Raw genomic sequence first — 18472 nt, 5'->3', positions numbered from 1 at the left:
CCGAACTATCGCTGGTTCAGCACCCTGCCTGTCAGGTAGTCGAGCAGATAAACCTCGTGATTGAAGTCGATCACTTCAATCGCCATAGGCAGGCACTGAAACCCCTCGGTGAAAATATCACGACCGTCCGTGGCCCAGATCGTTTCCCCCCCGAGGGATAACCGTGAAATCTGGAGTTCGCCGTGAGATATCAGCGCGCGATGCCGGTCGTCCCAATACACGCCGAAACACGACGCCCAATCGACCTCCAATGACCATTCCATCTTCGCGGTCTGGAGGTCGAGGCACACCACCTGGTTGCCGACTGCAAGGAACAACCGACCGTCGAATTCGACGGCAGAATGTTGATGTACGGTCGTCGGCCCTCCACCAGCACCGAAAACGACCGACCACTTCTCGTCGATGCTGACGCCGCGGATCGAATAAGGTTTGGAGTCATCCAGACGGATTTCACTTTCGTACCGACGCAAATTGTCGGCCGATCCAAACGTGTAGGTCGGCTCATCCAACACCCTCACCTTTCCGCGAGGCGTGTCCAGAACCAGTTCTCTGTTGGGCATTGTCATCGCGGACCATGCATGCTTTGAACTCACCGGTCCGTCCACCCGAAATTCGGTAGACGGGCGGGGCGATCGATTGCCAGGGAGAGGCGAACCATGATTCAGTCGCCCCTGCTCTTCTCCGGGTAGTATTGCGGCGCTTCGCGGCGGTCGTACATGCCGTAGTCTCGGGCGACTTCAACGACGCGGATGTTGTCGGCACCGGGCTCGGCGAGCAGGCGCGTGCTCAACGCCACGCCGGCAGCTTCGTCCGGCAGTTCGATCAGATGGGCAAAGCGGCCCTCGCGATAGACACTCGAGAAGCTCGCGACCGGCAGATCGGTTGCAATGCTCAGCCGTGGCGCTGCGGTCTCAACAGCGAGCACATAGCTCGGTGCCCGCCGCTTCGGATCGTTGTACGTCCCTCGCCGCTCCGGCTGCCAATCCGCCTGCCCTGGTCTCACCTCATGGACCAACTCCGCGACGCGCAGGCGGTAGTCTGAAAACACCCTGTCGCGGCCGAGGGTCTGGATGTCGTGATGATGGGCGTGGACGCGCCAAGCGGTCATCGCGCCCTCGTCCTGCCAGATCTGGTAGGACAGGATCAGGTTGTCGCGCGACAGGCTTTTGAACCGGTCGAGGAACAGGCAGCCGCCGAGCGCGTCGAGCTCGGGCCGCAAGGCGGCGGCGAGTTGCAGATACTGGTCGAGACGGCCGGGCTTGACCTCGACCTCGAAGAACAGCGACAGCATGGTAAGCTGCTCCTTGTTAGTTCGCTCGAATGACCGTTGCTGCGTAGAGTGGGCAAAGCGGCGCCGTTAGGGGACGCGCGCCCACCGTTGGGCCATGTCCTCGGCAGCAAGATGGTGGGCACGGCGCCATGGCGACCTCGTGTGAGGAGATCGCGCGGGCGCGCCTTTGCCCACCCTAAGCAGTCAGTTCCAGTCGCATCCCGTCATACGCAGGCACCACGCCGGCCGGCAGGCTCTGGCGCAGCACCTCGTAGTCGAGATCGGCGGTCATGTTGGTGATGACCGCGCGCTTCGGCTTGAAGCGTTCGATCCAGGCGAGCGCGTCGTTGACCGAGAAATGGCTCGGATGCGATGCCGGGCGCAGGCCGTCGACGATCCAGAGGTCGAGGTCTTCCAGCGCGCCCCAGCTCTCCTCGGGAATGTCGTTGAGATCCGGCGTGTAGGCGGCGTTGCCGATGCGGTAGCCGAGCGCGGGGATGTTGCCGTGCTGGACCAGGAAGGCCGTCAGCTTCAGCTCACCGCCCTTCCCTTCCACCGCCTGGGTCTCGCCGGCCTCGATCGAATGCTGCGTCAGGATCGGCGGATAGTCGCTGCCCGGAGGCGAGATGAAGCAATAGGAGAACCGGTGCATGATGTCCTTGGCGGTCGACTGGTTCAGGTAGACCGGGATGCGCCGGCGCTGGTGCAGCACCACCGAACGCAGATCGTCGATGCCATGGGTCTGGTCGGCATGCTCATGCGTCAGAAACACCGCGTCGATGTGATCGACCTGGGTATCGATCAGCTGCTCGCGCAGGTCCGGCGAGGTGTCGATGACCACGCGCGTCACACCATGCACGCCCCGGCGCTCGGCCAGCAGCGAGCAGCGGCGGCGGCGGTTCTTCGGATTGTTCGGGTCGCAGGCGCCCCACCCCAGTGCCGGACGCGGCACGCCGGCCGAGGAGCCGCAGCCGAGGATGGTGAGCGTCAGGGTCATGCCAGCACCTCAGGTCGCGGCACCTTGGCGAACAGCTTGAAGAAGGTCTCGGTGGTCTGGCGCGAGAACTCCTCGAACGACACGCCGCGCGTCTCCGCCAGCACCTTGGCGGTCTCCACCACATAGGCCGGCTCGTTGCGCTTGCCGCGGAACTTACCCGGCGCGAGATACGGCGCGTCTGTCTCGACCATGATGCGGTCGGCCGGCACCTCGGCGGCGAGCGCGCGAAGGGCGTCTGACTTCTTGAACGTCACGATGCCCGTGAACGAGATGTGCAGTCCGAGATCGATCGCCTTCATCGCCAGCTCGCGTCCGCCGGTGTAGCAATGCAGCACCGCCTTGAAAGGTCCGCGCGCCATCTCCTCCTCGAGGATGCGGCTGCACTGCGCGTCGGCCTCGCGGGTGTGGATCACCAGCGGCAGGCCCGTCGCGCGCGCGGCCGCGATATGCGCGCGGAACCCGCGCTCCTGCGCGTCCTTGGAGCCGTGGTCGTAGAAATTGTCCAGCCCGGCCTCGCCGAGCGCCACGACCTTCGGATGCTTTGTCAGCGCGATCAGCTCCTCGGCCGAAATACCGTCTTCCTCATCCGCATTGTGAGGATGCGTGCCGACCGAGCAGTAGACGTTCTCGAACCGCTCGGCGATCGCGAGCAGCTCGGGCAGCCTGCGCACCCGCGTCGAGATCGTCACCAGGCGGCCGACGCCGGCGGCAGCGGCGCGCACGACGATGCCATCCAGATCCTCAGCGAAATCCGGAAAATCCAGATGGCAGTGACTGTCGACCAGCATCACGCCGCCGTCGGCTCGATGTAGCGCGGGAACACCGCCTGCGGCGCCGGCAACTGCGTGCCGGGGGCAATCCGGACGTCGCCGCCGAGCTGGGCGAAGCTGCGCTCGTCCTCGGGGATCCCCAGGCTGTCGAGCAGCTTCGCCGACGCCGCCGGCATGACGGGCTGGGTCAGGATCGCGACCTGACGGATCACCTCGGCGGTGACGTAGAGCACGGTGTGCTGGCGCTTCGGATCGGTCTTGGCCAGCGCCCACGGCGCCTCGCCGGCGAAATAGCGGTTGGCCTCGGCCACGACCGACCACACGGCATTCAGCCATTGGTGGATCTGCTGCGTCGCCATGGCTTTCCGCGCCGCGCCGATCATCGCGTCGGCCTCGGCCAGGATCGCCTTGTCGTTGGCCGAGAACTCGCCCGGCTCCGGCAGCACGCCGCCCAATTGTTTCGCGATCATCGACAGCGAGCGCTGCGCGAGATTGCCGAGGTCGTTGGCGAGATCGGCGTTGATGCGCGCGACGATCGCCTCGTGATTGTAGTTGCCGTCCTGGCCGAACGGCACCTCGCGCAGGAAGAAGTAGCGCAGCTGGTCGACGCCATACTGGTCGGCGAGATTGAACGGATCGACGACGTTGCCGACCGACTTCGACATCTTCTCGCCCCTGTTGAACAGGAAGCCGTGGGCATAGACCCGCTTCGGCACGGGCACGCCGGCCGACAGCAGGAACGCCGGCCAGTACACCGCATGGAAGCGGATGATGTCCTTGCCGATGACGTGCACGTCCGCCGGCCAGTACTTCCAGTTGGCATCGGTCTCGTCGGGGAAGCCGACGCCGGTGATGTAGTTGGTCAGCGCGTCGACCCAGACATACATCACGTGCTCGTCGTCATGCGGCACGCGAACGCCCCAGTCGAAGGTGGTGCGCGAAATCGAGAGGTCCTTCAGCCCGCCCCGGACGAAGCTCGTGATCTCGTTGCGTCGCGCATCCGGCCCGATGAAATCGGGCTGGTTCTCGTACAGCGCCAGCAGTCTGTCCTGATAGGCCGACAGCCGGAAGAAGTAGCTCTTCTCCTCGACCCACTCGACCGGCGTGCCCTGAGGCCCGCGGCGGACATTGTCCTCGCCGACGACCGTCTCGTCCTCCGCGTAGTACGCCTCGTCGCGCACCGAGTACCAGCCGGAATAGGTGTCGGCGTAGATGTCGCCGTTCTCGAGCATGCGCGTCCAGATCGCCTGCACCGATTTGTGGTGGGCGGGCTCTGTGGTGCGGATGAAGCGGTCGAACGACACGTTCAGCCGCTCGTCCATCTCGCGGAAGCGGCCGGCATTGCGGGTCGCGAGCTCGGACGGCGTCAGGCCCTCGTTCTGCGCGGTCTGCACCATCTTCAGGCCGTGCTCGTCGGTGCCGGTCAGGAAGAACACGTCCTTGCCGTCGAGCCGCGCAAAGCGCGCGATGGCATCGGTCGCGATCGCCTCATAGGCGTGGCCGATATGCGGACTGCCGTTGGGATAGGCGATCGCGGTCGTGACGTAGAAGGTGTTGCTGTCGGCCTGCGCGGCCGCGACCGGCGCCGCTGTTTCCGTGGCCTCGGGCTCCTCGATCTCGACGACCTCAACCACCTCGATCTCGGTGATCTCGGTGATCTCGATCTCTGGGGCCGCGACAGTCTCGACCTTCGGCTTGCGCGGCGGCTTCGGCTTTGCGGCGCGCGGCGGCTTCGGGCTCTCGGCGACCGCCGGCGCAGCTCGCTTCGGCCCAGGGGCCGGCTTTGTTGCAACCGGCTTCTTCGCCGGCGTGGGCTTGCTGGCAGCGGTTTTCGTCGTGGTCTTCTTGGCCGGTGCAGCAGGCTTGACGGCGGCCTTCTTGGCCGGCGCCTTCACGGCCGTCTTGGCAGACGCTTTGCCGGCAGCGACCTTCTTCGCAGCCTTCGGCGCCTTGCCCTTGGCTGGCGCAGATGACGTCTTTGCTTTCGCGACCTTGGCCTTCTTGTCCTTGTCCGCCGCGGCCTTCGCCTTTGCCTTGGTCGCGCCGGCCTTGGCCTTCGCGGGCGACTTCGCAGCCTTCTTCACGACCTTCTTGGCGGCAGCCTTCTTCGCGGCGCCCTTGGTCGCCGGCTTGCCCTTCTTCACGGTTGTCTTGCTGGCCTTGGCCACGGCAGATTCCTCTTTGACGCCGTCGGTCGACGGACTGATCCTGATGATCCCGGGATGATGGTCGGCGCGTTACCGCGTGGCTTCGGCGAGCATCCCGAACACCGAGAAAACCAGCGGTTTTCGCTCCAGATTATAGGATTCGGTGTCGCGCGCGGCGCGGACGATCTTTTCCCATACCTCCGCCAGCCGTGCAAGGCGCGGCAGTTCCGCGTTGGGATCCGCTGCCCGCAGCCGTTCCGCCACCCAGCGTTCGATGCTGTCGAGGAAACTCGCCAGCGCCACGCGGTCGCTGGTGCCGAGCGCATCGCCCAGGGCATGCAGCTCGCCCGCGTCCATTCGCGGCAAGCTCGCCAGGAGCGCCGCGGTTCGGGTCTGCAGCTGCAGCCCGTCGCCGCCCATCAGCATCAGGGTCCTGGAGACGCTGCCCTCGGACGCCTTGGCGGCTTCCCGCAGCGCCGGATCGCCGCCGTCCACGTCGGTCGCCTCGGCGGCCGCGCTGATGACGTCCTCAGTCGAGAGCGCCCGCAGCGAAAGCCTTCGGCAGCGCGACTTGATGGTGGCGAGCACCCGCGCCGGCGCGTGGCTGACGAGCAGGAACAGCGACTGCTGCGGCGGCTCCTCGAGGATCTTCAGCAGCGCATTCGCGGCGTTCGGATTGAGCTCGTCCACGGTATCGACGATGCACACGCGCCAGCCTTCGACGGCGGCGGTCGAGCCGAAGAACGAAATCGTCTCGCGGGTCTCGTCGACCGTGATGACGGTGCGCAGCACGCCCTTGTCGTTGGCGGAGCGCTCGAGCGTCAGCAGTCCGCCATGGGCCTCGGATGCAATTAATCGGGCGACGTGGTCGTCCGCATCGACGTGGAGCGAATCGGCTGCACGCACCTCGGCCGCCATGGGATCGCGATGGGTCAGCACGAAGCGCGCCATGCGATAGGCCAAGGTCGCCTTGCCGATGCCCTGGGGGCCTCCGATCAGCCAGGCATGCGCCATCCGTCCGCTGCGATAGGCGGCCAGCAAAGCGGCCTCCGCCTCGCGGTGGCCGAACAGGGCCGTGGTCTCGCGCGGATGCCGGACCGTGATCTCGGGCTCGACTTTGCGCGCGCTCATGACGCCGCCGCCACGGCCGTGAACAGGCGCTCGCGCACGGCGTCCCAGACGATGTGCGACACGGCCTCGGCGCTCGCGGTCGCGTCGATCAGCACGCAGCGCCTGGGATCGTCAGCCGCGATCTTGTGAAACGCGTCGCGCAGACCCTTGTGGAACTTGATGTCCTCGCCTTCGAATCGGTCCGGCGTGCCGCTGCCGCGCCGCGCCGAGGCGCGCTGCAGGCCGACTTCGACCGGGACATCGAGGATCAGCGTCAGGTCCGGCTTGAGGTCGCCGATCGTCACCCGCTGCATCGCGTTGAGCACATCGGGCGCGACCTTTCCCTGGCTACCCTGATAGGCGCGGGTTGAATCGAAGAAGCGGTCGCACAGCACCCAGCTGCCCTGGTTCAACGCCGGCAGAATCACGTTGCGCACATGGTCGTCGCGGGCGGCCGCGAACAGCAGCGTCTCCGCCTCCGCGCCGAGCAGCTTGCCCATCCCGGAGAGCACCAAATGGCGCATGATCTCGGCGCCCGGCGAGCCGCCGGGCTCGCGGGTCAGCACCACGCGCACACCCTCTTTCTCCAGACGATCCGCCAACATCTTGATCTGCGTGGATTTTCCGGCGCCCTCGCCGCCCTCGAAGGTGACGAATCGGCCGCGGCCCGGACCACGTTTCAAAGCTGCATCCGCCATGTCTCTAGAGCTTCTCGGCCCCGGCGCGGAACATTCCGATCACGAGCTCGCTCGCCCCATCGATCGCGCGCCGCATCGTGGACCCCCTGCCCACTGCCTCCGCAGCATAGACGGGGGCCTCCATGGCGATATTGGGGCCGCGCCACACCCTGACAACCCCGACCTTCTGCCCGGGCTCGACCGGCGCCTTCACCGGGCCGCTGTAGATGATCCGTGCGATCAGCTTCTCGCCGCCGTTCTTCTGCACCATCACCTTGACCGGCACCGGGCTCGACAGCTTCACCGAGCGGCTCTCGCCGCCGAACACCTTGGCATAGCCGAGCGTCTGGTCAGCGGCGAACAGGGTGCGGGTCTCGAAATTGCGGAATCCCCATTCCAGCATCTTCTTGGCTTCGGTGGCGCGATCCTCCGGATCCTCCAGGCCGTTGACGACGACGATCAGCCGGGTGCCGTTCTGCACGGCCGAGCCGACCATGCCGTAGCCGCCCTCCTTGGTGAAGCCGGTCTTCAGCCCGTCCGCGCCTTCCATCGCATTCAGCAGCGGATTGCGGTTCTGCTGGCGGATCTTGTTCCAGGTGAATTCCTTCTCGCCGAAGATCTTATAGAACTCCGGGAAATCCAGGATGATGTGGCGGGCGAGCATCGACAGCTCGCGCACCGTCATCTTGTTGCCGGGGTCGGGCAACCCGTTGGAATTGGCAAAGGTCGACTTCGTCAGCCCGAGCTCGCGCGCTCGCTTGGTCATGTAGTCGGCCGCGAAGATCTTCTCGTTGCCCGCCATGCCCTCGGCGAGCGCAATGCAGGCATCGTTGCCGCTCTGGATGATCGCGCCGTGCAGGAGGTCGCTGACCGAGACCTTGCTGTTGAGCGCCGCGAACATCGTCGATGTGCCCGACGGCGCTCCACCCTTGCGCCAGGCATTCTCGCTGATCCGGTATTCGTCGTTGAGCTTGACCGTGCCTTCCTTGACGGCGTTGAAGACCACCTCGGCGGTCATCAGCTTCATCATGCTGGAGGGCGCGCGCAGCTCGTCCGCGTTCTTCTCGAACAGCACGCTGCCGCTGGTGGCCTCGATCAGGATCGCGGTCGGCGCATCGCCGTCGAAGCCGCCATCGTCCTTCTTCGCGCCCTGGACGCTCTGATTGGCGGCGTAGAGCATGCCGCTCCAGCCGATCGCCAACACCGCCGTCAAGGCCAGAAGAGCGCGCGTCGGCCCGCCGGTCAGGAAGCCGGAGCGACGGAACGGTAAGGTCATGAAAGCCATCGGCCAAGCCCTGGAGCGCACAATCGTTTTACCAGCTGGCCGCAGCGCAAACAACTCGGCAGTCATGCCGGTGCGGCTGCTGTCCCATGGTTTGCGCCTCCTTTCGCGTGGTGCGATACCTCTGGGAAAACATCGGGAGAGCAACGGCTCAAAGGGAGGACGGAATGTCATCCACGCGGATGGTCAAGGCCAATGGAATCGAGCTGTTCGTGCGCGAGCAAGGCGAAGGGCCGCTCGTCGTGCTCTGCCACGGCTGGCCCGAACTGTCCTATTCGTGGCGACACCAGATCCCTGCGCTCGCCACGGCGGGCTACCGCGTCGTCGCGCCCGACATGCGTGGCTTCGGCCGCTCGGAGGCGCCAGCCGACATCGGCGCCTATACGATCTTCGATACCGTCGGCGACATGGTCGCCCTCGTCGCAGCGCTCGGTGCGGACAAGGCGGTCATCATCGGCCACGACTGGGGCGCGCCGGTCGCCTGGCATGCGGCGATGTTCCGTCCGGATATGTTCACGGCCGTCGCCGGCTTGAGCGTGCCGCCGCCCTTCCGTGGCCGCGGTCGGCCCTTCGAGACGCTCCAGGCCAGCGGCATCGCGAATTTCTACTGGCAGTATTTTCAGACGCCTGGCGTCGCCGAGGCGGAGCTGGAGCATGACGTCGCGCTGACCATGCGCACGATGCTGGCGCGCGGCTTCTCCGATCCGCAGTCGCTGTTCGTCACCTCCGACAAGGGCTTTCTTGGCGAGGCAAATCCCGATCTGCCGCTGCCGGGCTGGCTGAGCGAAGCCGACCTCGCCGAGTTCATCGCGGCGTATCGCGCCTCCGGCTTCCGCGGCGGCCTCAATTGGTACCGCAACATCGACCGCAACTGGGAGCTGACCGCGCCCTGGCAGGATGCGCAGATCCGGCAGCCGTCGCTGTTCATTGCCGGCAGCGACGATGCGGTCATCAAGGGGCTCATCGGCGCCAAGCGTGTGCAGGACATGGAGCGCGTGCTGCCCAACCTCAAGCGCAAGCTGATCATCGACGGCGCCGGGCACTGGGTCCAGCAGGAATGCGCCGACGCGGTGAATGCGGCGCTGGTCGCGTTCCTTCGCGAGGTCGTGCCGCGCAGCTCGTGAACCAAGCCGGCTCAGAGGGCCAGCGCCAGCTCCATCCTCCGATGAGATGCGGTTGCAGCCTCGGCGACATCGGAAAAGCCCAAACGGGCGTAGAACCGCATCGCGTCCTCATTGGCGGTCGCGACCGCCAGCGAGAGCATGTCGGCGCCCTGCTCCCTTGCCGCCGCGGTGACCGCCTGCATGATCTCGCGTCCGACACCGCCGTTCCGCGCCCCAGGGAGCAGCGCGAGATCGACGACATGCCAGCGCGACGTTGCACGATCGAGCAGCAGCCGCCCGACCGGCGCGCCATCGCGCAGGATGATCAGCGAGTCGGCCGCAGGGCATTGCGCCGCATAGCCCGCGACCTGCGCGCGGTACTGCTGCGCCAGCACGACATCCAGCATCGCCGGCGGCAGACCACCCGTGGCGAGTTGCGCCCCTTTGACCGATTTGAAGAGGTCGCGCAGGAACGGCTCGTCGGCCGCGTCAGCGAGCCGCAGCCGCAAGCGGGCGTCCCGCGAGACGATCTCGGTTGCAGCCGTCGTCACCTTCGGGCGCGCTCGGTCAGGAATTGTTGAACGACGGAAAGACGCCCGCGTAACAGATGCACCAGATCAACGCCTGGGTCGGCTGCATGTTGTTGTGCGGGAGGCTCTGGCCGTTCAGCGTCACCTCGTTGACGGAGAGGGTGGTGTTGGCCGGCGGCGCCACGAAACCGTTGAAGATCGGATCGACGGCCACGATGCCGACCCCCGTGCCCGGTCCGGGCGTGGCATTCGCGGCCGACTTGCTTCCGAGCTGCAGCGTGTGCGTATGCGCGGGCATCTCAGCGGTCGTGAGGAAGGAGGTGCTGGTGCCCATCATCTCACCGATGATCCGCGGCTGCAGGCCAGGTCCGTCGCCCTGCCCGTTGGTGATCGCGCCGCTCAGATTGGGCAGCGCGAAATTGGTCGTGCCATTGCCGCCGTAATAAGTCCCGATCAGCGCGAACAACGGCGAATATCGCTGAATGGAAAGAAGCTGGCCGAAGCACGGCAGCCAGGCATTGTTGAAGCCGTCCGCTGCGAACGTGAACGGGAAAGCCTGGATCTCACCAACGAATGGGTTTGACAAATCGTCTCTCCTCGAGAATGCGCGATGATGCCGATCGATTGACGGAGCTCAGCCCGGCGAGGGGAAAACGCCGCTGATGGAGATGCAGTAGTTGCCGACCACGGTGGGCATGATGTTGTTGTGCGGCACGCTCTGGCCCGCCGCAGCGAGGCACGGCGCCATCACCTCGTAGGTTCCGGCGTCGGCGCTCGGCGCGTACAAATTGCCGGTGGTGGCCGTCCCGAGCAGAGCGGATGGACCTGGAGTCGGCGTATTGGCGACGGTGGTCGACCCCAGCAAGGCATGGCTGTGCGTGGGCATCTCGTTGGTGATCAGGAGGTGCTCGTCCTCGCCGGCGAGCTGACCCAGCACATAGGTCGCACCGCCGGGCGGCGTGCCCTGCCCGATCGGAACGCGCCCGCGCAGATCGGGCAGATTGAAGGTCTGCACGCCATCGCCGCCATAGGTGGTTCCGATGACCGCGTAGAGCGCATCAAACGTGGATATGGACTGCGAGCTTCCGTCGCAGGCCAGCCAGCCATCCGGCACGCGCGGAAAGCCAAACAATCTGATCTCGCCGAGAAACTGGTCTGACATCCCGACATCCTTTCAGGTGCGATGGGGCGCCGCGAAAACGGGCGCGATGCGGAAAATTCCGGTCATGGAGGGCAGCGAAAGCGCTGAACTCGTCGCGCAGCGTCAGTTGCGCGAGGGGAAGACCCCGCTGAGCGCGATCAGGTAGCTGATCACGAGATAGGGCTGCATGTTGTTGTGCGGCTGCCCGCCGCCGATGTCGACAATGTTGGTGCTGAGCGACAGCGGCACCTGGTTCGTCCCCGCGGTCGTGAAGATCTGCGTGGGATTGTCCGGAGGGAGCGCATTGGTCGCGAACAGATTGTTGGTCGCCGATGCGCCGCGGCCGGTGCCGACGGTGCTCGACGCCATGACGGTGTGATTGTGGGTCGGCATCTGCGCCGTCGTCAGCGTCACCGCGGTCTCGCCGCTGACCATGCCCGCGGGATACTGCCCGCTGCTCCCCGTCGAGCCGAGAATCGCGCGACCGCGCAGATCCGGAAGCGCGAAGGTCGTCACGCCGTTGCCGCCGTAATACGTGCCGAGCAGGGAGAACAACGCCTGATTCGTCTGGATCGCCAGCAGCGCACCATTGCAGAACGCCCACCCTTTGGGCGGCTGGGTACCAGCAAATGGCATGATTTGCCCGAGCACAGGCGTAACCGGCATGCGTTGCCTCCAAATGATTTTGTTCTATCAGCGCGAAAACAAAGACTGTCACGACGAACAGGCAACACCGGACCCGCCGGATCACCGTGAGGTGTAATTCCAAACAGTCACGCATGGGACGGGAACAGTCAAGCGGGAACCCGCATAGGGTGTGCCAGATTGCTCGACAGATTCCCCCAAATCGATGCGCGGAAGAGTCGCAGTGTTGCGGTGCTGCAACTGATTCTGGGAAAGACCCAGCGACCCAGCCGGACCAGCGATCAGCAGCTTGCGACGCCTGACGAACAAAGCTTATTCATCTGTAAGTTTTCGGTAATCTTTTTTGTAAGCAAAGGTATTTGGGTGCGCGGGCCGATATGGACCGCAATCCTGGGAAGCGCAGGGGCAAGGTGCAGCTTTTCAAGTCTATGGGTTCCACGTTGATTGCATCGTTCCGGCAGATGCGGAGTCGCGTCGCGATGCGCGCAGGCAGCTGGAGAACGCGGGTTGCCACGATCATCGTGGCGCTCGCCGCCATGGGAGCCACCGTTTCGTCGGCACAGGCGGTCTGCGATCAGACCATCAACTCCACGAGCGGCGCCACGATCACGTTCACGTCCGTGACCCAAACCTACCGCCTGTGTCTCACCGTCGTCAGCACGGCCAACACCGGAGACGACGCGGCCGTCTACGGTCTGTATTCGGTGTCTGGCACGAATGCTGCGGTCAACTTCCCGATCGCGGGCACCAGTGCGAGCAGCTTCACCAACTACACGGCGAACACCGCCAAGGGCAATTATACCCTGGTCCCGAGCAGCGCGAACGACAACGGCCAGAATGCCAATACGGGCAACGCGCAGATCAACATCACGCTGAACAGCCAAAGCGGCAGCGGTCAGGATACGATCACGCTGTATTATGCGTCCGATTGTAGCGACCGTCTCGCGGCCTGCTCGGGCGCCGGGTCTGCGACAACGCCATGGGTCCTGACGGTCAACCTGCCCGGCCCGACGGCCACCCAGGCCATCGCGTCGAAGGCGCTGACGGTCAACACCGCGACGACGTCGTTTACGCCGGTCACCGGCTCCGGTGGCACGGGCTCGCTGACCTACGGCATCTCGCCGTCGCTGCCCACGGGCCTCAGCTTCAACACATCGACCGGCGCCATCACCGGCACGCCCACCGCCACCAGCGGCGCCACCACCTATACGGTCACCGTGACCGACACAAACAGCGCCTCCGCGAGCAACACGTTCAGCCTGACGGTCAACGGCGCCGTGACGGCGACGCAGTCCATCGCCTCGAAGACGCTGACCCAGAATCAGCCATCGGCCAACTTCACGCCGGTCACCGGCGGCGGCGGCACGCCCTCCTACACCTATAGCGTATCGCCGTCCCTGCCGGCCGGTCTCTCGCTCAATACCTCGACTGGTGCGATTACCGGCACGCCAACTGGCACCATCGGATCGACGACCTATACGGTGACCGTGACGGACGCCAACAGCGCGACCGCCTCGAACACGTTCAGCCTCGCCATCAACGCAGCCGTGACCGCCACCCAGTCGGTGGCCTCGAAGACGCTGACGCAGAATGTGGCGGCGACGTCGTTCACGCCGGTCACGGGAGCGAACGGCACGCCGTCGCTCAGCTATAGCGTCGCACCGGCGCTGCCGGCCGGCCTCTCGCTCAGCTCGAGCACCGGCGCAATCACGGGCACACCGACCGCGAGCAGCGGTGCGACCACCTACACGATCACCGTGACCGACACCAACCTTGCTACCGCCAGCAACACGTTCAGCCTGACCGTGAACACCGCGGTGACGGCGACGCAGTCCGTGAGCTCGGCCACCGTGACCGTGAACACGGCCATTACGACGTTCACTCCGGTCACGGGCGGCGGCGGCACGACCCCTCGCACCTATGCGATCTCGCCGAGCCTGCCGACGGGCCTCAGCTTCAACACGTCCACCGGCCAGGTCAGCGGCACGCCGACCGTGTCCAGCGGCACCACGACCTACACGGTGACGGTGACGGACGACAACAACGGCACCGCGAGCAACACCTTCCAGCTGACGGTCAACGGTCCGTTGAGCGCCACGCAGGCGATCGCCTCCAAGGCGCTGACGCAGAATGCGGCCGCGACGTCGTTCACGCCGGTCACCGCGGCGGGCGGCACGCCGTCTTACACCTACGCCATCTCACCCTCGCTGCCCACCGGCCTGTCCTTCAACACCAGCTCCGGCGCGATCACGGGCACGCCGACGGGGACCAGCGGCGCGACGACCTACACGGTGACGATCACCGACGCCAACAGCGCCACCGCCAACAACACGTTCAGCCTGACGGTGAACAGCGCGGTGACAGCGACGCAGGCGATTGCGTCGAAGGTCGTGACGGCGAACCAGGCGGTCACCGCCTTCACGCCGGTGACCGGCGGCGGCGGCACCACGCCGTACACCTACAGCGTATCGCCGTCCCTGCCATCAGGTCTCACGCTCAATACGACGAGCGGCGCGATCAGCGGTACGCCGACCACCGCCAGCGGAGCCACCACTTACACCGTCACCGTGACTGACAACGCGAACGGGACCGCGACGAACACGTTCAGCCTGACGGTCAGCGGTGCGGTCGCGGCGACGACGGCCGTTCCCTCCACCACGCTGCCGTACAATCAAGCGGTGACGCCGTTCACGCCTGTCACCGGATCGGGCGGCACCGGCGCGCTCACCTACGCGGTTTCGCCGACATTGCCGGCAGGCCTCAGCTTCAACACCACCAACGGGACGATCACCGGCACGCCGACGGTGCCCACCCCGGCCACGACGTTCACCGTCACCGTGACCGACACCAACAGCGCGACCGCAAGCTCCACCTTCAGCCTGACTGTCAACGGTCCGGTCGCGGCGACGACGGCCGTCCCCTCCAGCACGCTGCCGATCAACCAGGCGGTCACGCCGTTCACGCCGGTGACCGGCTCCGGCGGCACCGGCGCGCTGACCTACGCGGTGTCTCCCGCCCTGCCGACGGGGCTCAGCTTCAATACGTCGAATGGCCAGATCAGCGGCACTCCGACCACGACGACGCCGGCGGCCAACTATACGGTGACGGTGACCGACACCGTCAGTGCGACCGCCAGCGCGACATTCAGCCTCGCGGTCGGGCGGCTCGACACCAAGGTGGCGCTGACCTCGTCGCAGAACCCCAGCCAGTTCGGCCAGCCCGTGACCTTCACCGCGACGGTGACGCCGCAGGGCGGCGGCGGCACGCCGACCGGCACGGTGACCTTCAACGACAACGGCTCGCCGATCGGCACAGGAACACTGACGGGCGGCGTCGCCACACTCGCCATTTCGACGCTTGCGGTCGGCAGCCACACCATCACGGCGAGCTATGGCGGCAGCGCGTTGTTCACGGCGAGCACCTCACCCGGCCTCGCCCAGACCGTCAACGTGCCGGTCGACAGCGTGCGGCTGCGCTCGCTGCAGCAGACCGTCAGCAAGCTGGTGGCGCAGAACTCCGGCCAGGCGATCTCGGGCGCCATCGACGACGCCATCGCCGACGGCTTCAGCGACGGCGGCAGTTTCATCACTCCGGGCAATGCCCGCATGCGCTTCAACTTCTCGGCCGATTCGCGCGATCAGGACGACCGCCCGCCCGCCGCGGACCGTGCTGGCGCCGGGGAAAGCAACGCTTACTCCTCGGTGTTGCCGGGCCGCGAGCCGCAGCGTGGCCGGACCCGAGGTCGCATTGTCGATGCCCTCGCCTCCGTCGACCGCGACGAGAAGAAGCAGGCTGCACCGAGATGGCATGAGCAGAAGGAGTGGCTGCTGTGGGCCGACGTGCGCGGCACCGGCGTCGATCGGTTCGGCACCACCAACACCGGCGGCGTCACCCAGGCCAACCAGGCCTCGCTCTACGGCCAGCAGCTCAACGCCACGATGGGGCTGACCTATCGCGCGACGCCGAGCCTTCTGGTCGGCGTGCTCGGCGGCTATGAGACGTTCAGCTACACCCAGCAGGACATCAACGGAAAGCTGAAGGGCGACGGCTGGACCACCGGCGCCTATCTCGGCTGGAAGATCGTGCCGACGCTGCGTTTCGACGCCGCGGTGGCCTATTCCGGCATCGGTTATGATGGCAGCGCAGGAACCGCGCAGGGCAACTTCAATGGCCAGCGCTGGATGCTCTCCTCCGGCCTGACCGGCAACTACAAATTGGCCGGCGTGGTGCTGGAGCCATCGGCCAAAGTCTACGCGCTGTGGGAACACCAGAACGCCTACACCGACACGCTGGGCACGCGTCAGGGCACCAATGACTTCGCCAGCGGCCGCGCCTCCAGTGGTCTGCGCGCCGCCTACCCTGTCGCCTGGCTTGATAGCGGCCTGATGCTCACGCCCTTCCTCGGCATGTATGGCGACTATTACTTCAACAAGGAGGACGCCAACACGCTCGTCGCCAATGCGCTGGCCTCGACGCCGCTGCTTCAGGGCTGGTCGGCCCGCTTCACCGGCGGCCTCGGCATCGAGACGGCTGGCGGTGCCGGTATCGGCCTCGGCGCCGAATATGGCGGCATCGGCGGCAACACCCGCGTGTGGACCTTCTCGGCCAGGGCGCGGGTGCCGTTCAGCGCCCGGTAAGGCAGCGAGTGCTCGACGAATCAAAACCGCCCCGGACGGGGCGGTTCGCGGCATTCAGATCGGTGTCGCGCGACGATCAGTAAAGGCCGCGGCCGCTCATGATGTCGCGGGCTTCGTCGGCGCCGTCATTGGCGGTCGTCTCTCCCTGCGAGACGTAGCGGCCGCTCTGGTCGTAGGAGACCGCGCGCGGATTCTCCAGCGTCCGTCCCTTGGACCGGCTGGAGGCCGACAGCTCCGAGGTCGCGCCGATCGATGCCATGTCGGCCGAGGTGTTGCCGAGCGTATAGGGGCGGCCCTCCGGCATCGGGATCTCGCCGCGAATCGGGCGGCTCGCGCCCATCTCCGGCACGAACGGCTTGGCCGAGGCGACGCGGACCAGCGACGGCGCGGGCGCCGGAATGCCGGTGCGCAGGGTCGCGATCAGCTGGGTATCGTCAGAGCCCTCTAGCGGCGCGCGGCCGACATATTCGACGCGCACCTTGGCGATGCCGTTGCCCTTGAACTCGAGCAGATCAGCCGCCTTGTTGGAGACGTCGATCAGCCGGTTGCCATGGTACGGGCCGCGATCATTGATTCGGACGATCAGCGATTTGCCGTTGGCGAGATTGGTGACGCGCGCATAGCTCGGCAGCGGCAGGGTCGGATGCGCCGCCGTCAGCGAGGTCATGTCGAACACCTCGCCATTGGCGGTCAGGCGCCCGTGGAAATCGTCGCCATACCAGGACGCCATGCCCTCGGCGCGGTAATTGGCGTCCTCCTCCGGGACGTAGGTCTTGCCGGCGACCGTATAGGGCTTGCCGATTCGGTAGACCCCGCCGCCCTTCGGCACGGGCTCGCCGAAGCCGACGACGCGCGGGCTCGACGACACGCCGTATTTCGGATCGACCCTGCTGGCGAACTTGTTCGAGGAGGCGCAATTCGCGACCGTCAGGCAGGCGAGAATCGCCACGGCGCCGCGCACCGCTCTCCCGGCCGGATCTGTTTGACCAATCCCCATCGACCCCAAATACCAATTCGCCGGTCGCCGTTCGGGCCGCACCCAGCAGGCCCGCACGTCCCGGCTTCTCCCCGAGTCGCATCCCCGCAACTCACTGCATAAGGATAACGCAACCCGAACACGGCGGAAATGGGGTGGGCCCAGCCGTGGTTAACCGGAGCTTTCCGGGGCGTCTCGCGCCTATCACAGCAGTTGTCCGCCACGTGCGCTCAATGTCCCGGCGTGCATGGATCAGCCTCGCATTGTTGCGAGTGCACCTTTTTGGACACATATGTTGCGTGAAAAGCTCACTTAGGGGCGTTCTCATTTACCGGACCCTGAATCATTTTGACTGTGCAGGGCTGCACGTCGTTTCCTTCACACGGGGCGCAACAAGGGTGTGTTCACGATGATCGAAGCAATGACAGCGGTGATGGGCTTGGTTGGCGCCGGCATCTTCCTCGCTCATGCGTTTGAAGGGGTCCGTTCGCGGGCCTGACGTTGCGAAGGCCGGACAGCCGACGACAAGGTCGGCTTTCGTCCGCTTCAACCACGACCCTTCAGGATTGACCTGAAGCTGCACTCTCTCCGAGCCGGGCCTTCGATTCGAACAAGCCCGCGAGTTCGGACCGCACTCCGGCCGCAGGTGGCCCATGCGACACCAAGATCTGTTTTCGGGCGGTTTTCTCGCCCTGGCAGCCGTGAGCACCGCTGTGTTGTGCTCGAGCCTCATGGCTTTTGCGTTGATGTAAACGAAGCCGGACGCTCCGAGCGCCGGCACGATTGACCGTTGCCTATGGGCGACGGAGATCCTGAGCGCGAACCTTGCCCCGTCCGACGATTCGATCGAACGAGAATCGCCCGGAAGCGAAACCGCCGTTGACGAGCCGCAAGCCCGCACCCTAAACAAGTCCCGCGAGGGTGCCGCGCATGATGCGGACGCGATCGCGAGCATTCCGGAACGACCCCGGATTGGAAGGGTGGCCGAGTGGTTTAAGGCACCGGTCTTGAAAACCGGCGTGCCCGCAAGGGTACCGTGGGTTCGAATCCCACCCCTTCCGCCAGTAGGCTGTTCTCACCTGTTCGCCACTGTTCGGAATCCACTGCAAAATCAACGCGCTACTCCGAAGCGCTGTACTTAAGCGTTCGCGGATGTTCTCACCAATTGGCGCGTCGACCGTGGTTTT

The 18472-nt window shown here is 65.7% G+C and carries 15 protein-coding genes and 1 tRNA gene; 3 read left to right on the top strand and 13 right to left on the bottom strand.

The window, feature by feature from the left end:
* Positions 1 to 5: 5 nt before the first annotated feature.
* The 8 genes from NLR35_RS01545 to NLR35_RS01510 form a co-directional block, all read right to left on the bottom strand.
* On the bottom strand, positions 6 to 509 hold the full coding sequence (locus NLR35_RS01545) for a hypothetical protein (RefSeq protein WP_257164802.1): 504 nt from the start codon (positions 507 to 509) through the stop codon (positions 6 to 8).
* A 152-nt stretch (positions 510 to 661) separates the two neighbouring features.
* Entirely contained in the window at positions 662 to 1291 is a 630-nt protein-coding gene (locus NLR35_RS01540; RefSeq protein ID WP_257164801.1) for an antibiotic biosynthesis monooxygenase, read from the bottom strand.
* Positions 1292 to 1466: 175 nt separating this feature from the next.
* Entirely contained in the window at positions 1467 to 2267 is an 801-nt protein-coding gene (locus NLR35_RS01535) for an MBL fold metallo-hydrolase (RefSeq protein ID WP_257164800.1), read from the bottom strand.
* Entirely contained in the window at positions 2264 to 3055 is a 792-nt protein-coding gene (locus NLR35_RS01530) for a TatD family hydrolase (protein WP_257164799.1), read from the bottom strand. The genes NLR35_RS01535 and NLR35_RS01530 overlap by 4 nt, the downstream gene beginning before the upstream one ends.
* Positions 3055 to 5205 carry a methionine--tRNA ligase gene (gene metG, locus NLR35_RS01525; protein WP_257164798.1) on the bottom strand — a complete coding sequence of 717 codons (2151 nt, stop codon included), beginning with the start codon at positions 5203 to 5205 and terminating at the stop codon, positions 3055 to 3057. The genes NLR35_RS01530 and metG overlap by 1 nt, the downstream gene beginning before the upstream one ends.
* A 69-nt stretch (positions 5206 to 5274) precedes the next feature.
* On the bottom strand, positions 5275 to 6315 hold the full coding sequence (locus tag NLR35_RS01520) for a DNA polymerase III subunit delta' (RefSeq protein ID WP_257164797.1): 1041 nt from the start codon (positions 6313 to 6315) through the stop codon (positions 5275 to 5277).
* A complete protein-coding gene (gene tmk / locus NLR35_RS01515) occupies positions 6312 to 6992 on the bottom strand; it encodes a dTMP kinase (RefSeq protein WP_257164796.1) in 681 nt (226 codons plus the stop codon). The genes NLR35_RS01520 and tmk overlap by 4 nt, the downstream gene beginning before the upstream one ends.
* A gap of 4 nt (positions 6993 to 6996) precedes the next feature.
* Positions 6997 to 8151, bottom strand: coding sequence for a D-alanyl-D-alanine carboxypeptidase family protein (locus tag NLR35_RS01510; RefSeq protein ID WP_374940786.1), 1155 nt, complete (start codon positions 8149 to 8151; stop codon positions 6997 to 6999).
* Between the two features lie 269 nt (positions 8152 to 8420).
* Between NLR35_RS01510 and NLR35_RS01505 the strand changes: the two genes are divergently transcribed.
* Complete coding sequence (locus NLR35_RS01505; RefSeq protein ID WP_257164794.1) at positions 8421 to 9377, top strand: alpha/beta fold hydrolase; 957 nt, start codon at positions 8421 to 8423, stop codon at positions 9375 to 9377.
* An 11-nt stretch (positions 9378 to 9388) separates the two neighbouring features.
* Here NLR35_RS01505 and NLR35_RS01500 read toward each other — a convergent pair whose 3' ends face one another.
* From NLR35_RS01500 to NLR35_RS01485, 4 genes are all read right to left on the bottom strand, one after another.
* A complete protein-coding gene (locus tag NLR35_RS01500; RefSeq protein WP_257164793.1) occupies positions 9389 to 9907 on the bottom strand; it encodes a GNAT family N-acetyltransferase in 519 nt (172 codons plus the stop codon).
* A 16-nt stretch (positions 9908 to 9923) separates the two neighbouring features.
* A complete protein-coding gene (locus NLR35_RS01495) occupies positions 9924 to 10472 on the bottom strand; it encodes a phage tail protein (RefSeq protein WP_257164792.1) in 549 nt (182 codons plus the stop codon).
* Between the two features lie 48 nt (positions 10473 to 10520).
* Positions 10521 to 11048, bottom strand: coding sequence for a phage tail protein (locus NLR35_RS01490; protein WP_257164791.1), 528 nt, complete (start codon positions 11046 to 11048; stop codon positions 10521 to 10523).
* 102 nt (positions 11049 to 11150) lie between these two features.
* The gene (locus NLR35_RS01485) at positions 11151 to 11693 is read right to left on the bottom strand and encodes a phage tail protein (protein ID WP_257164790.1); all 543 of its coding nucleotides are present in this window, start codon (positions 11691 to 11693) and stop codon (positions 11151 to 11153) included.
* Positions 11694 to 12151: 458 nt separating this feature from the next.
* Between NLR35_RS01485 and NLR35_RS01480 the strand changes: the two genes are divergently transcribed.
* On the top strand, positions 12152 to 16309 hold the full coding sequence (locus NLR35_RS01480) for a putative Ig domain-containing protein (protein WP_257164789.1): 4158 nt from the start codon (positions 12152 to 12154) through the stop codon (positions 16307 to 16309).
* Between the two features lie 76 nt (positions 16310 to 16385).
* On the opposite strand, the gene NLR35_RS01475 is transcribed toward NLR35_RS01480, so the two are convergent.
* The gene (locus NLR35_RS01475; protein WP_257164788.1) at positions 16386 to 17306 is read right to left on the bottom strand and encodes a septal ring lytic transglycosylase RlpA family protein; all 921 of its coding nucleotides are present in this window, start codon (positions 17304 to 17306) and stop codon (positions 16386 to 16388) included.
* Between the two features lie 953 nt (positions 17307 to 18259).
* Between NLR35_RS01475 and NLR35_RS01470 the strand changes: the two genes are divergently transcribed.
* Positions 18260 to 18349, top strand: a tRNA-Ser gene (locus NLR35_RS01470).
* Positions 18350 to 18472 lie beyond the last annotated feature (123 nt).

The organism is Bradyrhizobium sp. SRS-191, assembly GCF_024586915.1.
Classification (GTDB): Bacteria; Pseudomonadota; Alphaproteobacteria; order Rhizobiales; family Xanthobacteraceae; genus Bradyrhizobium.
This window is presented reverse-complemented; position numbering and strand designations above follow the sequence as displayed.